At 58.5% G+C, this 1,028-nt stretch carries 1 protein-coding gene; it reads right to left on the bottom strand.

The genetic code is table 11. The features are described 5' to 3' along the window. Positions 1–944, bottom strand: a 944-nt coding sequence (locus AB1772_13515) for a hypothetical protein (protein ID MEW5797358.1), incomplete at its 3' end; no start/stop codon positions are given. Positions 945–1,028: the final 84 nt, after the last annotated feature.

Genomic DNA, 1,028 nt, shown 5'->3' with positions numbered 1-1,028 from the left:
TTATTCACATACTCACGCACCAGCCGGCCATCGTAGGTGTATAGGTACGAAGTTGTGGTCAGATCGCGGCACACACAGTCCCCGGGACCGCCAGCGGCGGGGGCCACTTCATTGGGATTGAGCGATCCTTTGGTTGTTGCCGGTTGGCCCGGAGGCGCGTTCTTCGCCCGCAGGCGGTCGTCGGCAGCCGAGTCGCTCCCCAAGTTGATACCCGCCGGATCGCCACAAATACAGTAGTGGGCTCTGTTGAACACTTTCTTCACCCGCTGCCGGTCAGCATCGTAGGTAAAAGTCAGGGTATTCGCCCATGGGTCGGGGGGATACTTGTTGATCTCGATGAAACTGTTGAGATTTCGGTAGTCGGTCTGGAAGATGCGGGTCGGCTCAGTTCTCAGATGGCCATTCCCCCACCACGTGTAATCGGTTACTGTGTCCTGAGGAGTGTTGGTGATCCGTTTTAGCCGGTTGGAGCCGGGATGGTATGTGAGGTGGAAGCCGGATGTGGATGAGCCGAGTTTCCGGTACAAGACATTGCCGGCGCGGTCGTAGCGGTAGATCTCATCGCCGGTGGTGTCGGCACCAGCCTCCCGACGGTGCCAGCGAGCTAACCGTCCGACTTTGTCGTAGTTGACCAGTTCAGTTGAACCGGGAAACGTGCTCAGCTTGCTGCCAACCGTGTCGGGATCTCCCGTATACGATCCTGGGTAACCCAGTGCCTCGGCGAAATGATCGCCGCTGCCAGTGGCAACACCCGATACCGCCCCGGTATCGTTGATTGCTGTCAGCCAGTCGCGAGGGTTGTATTTGTAGTCGATCGTCTGACAGACAGACGCCACGGTCGTCTTGTAGACATGGCTGCGAATGCCGCCGGTGGGCCAATACGAGAGACTGTCGTACCGGTATGGTGCTCCCGACACTCCGACACCGGCCAAACGGTTGGCCATGTCATAGGTGTAATGGACTGTGGGGAAGACGGGCCCGACGGTCGTCGCTTGTGTTGAGAGATTGCCCTGCCAATCGTAGGTGTA

It is taken from the genome of Candidatus Zixiibacteriota bacterium, from assembly GCA_040752815.1.
Taxonomy (GTDB): Bacteria; Zixibacteria; MSB-5A5; order GN15; family FEB-12; genus JAGGTI01.
The sequence above is the reverse complement of the archived record's forward strand: the minus strand, read 5'-3'. Positions and strand labels throughout refer to the sequence as shown.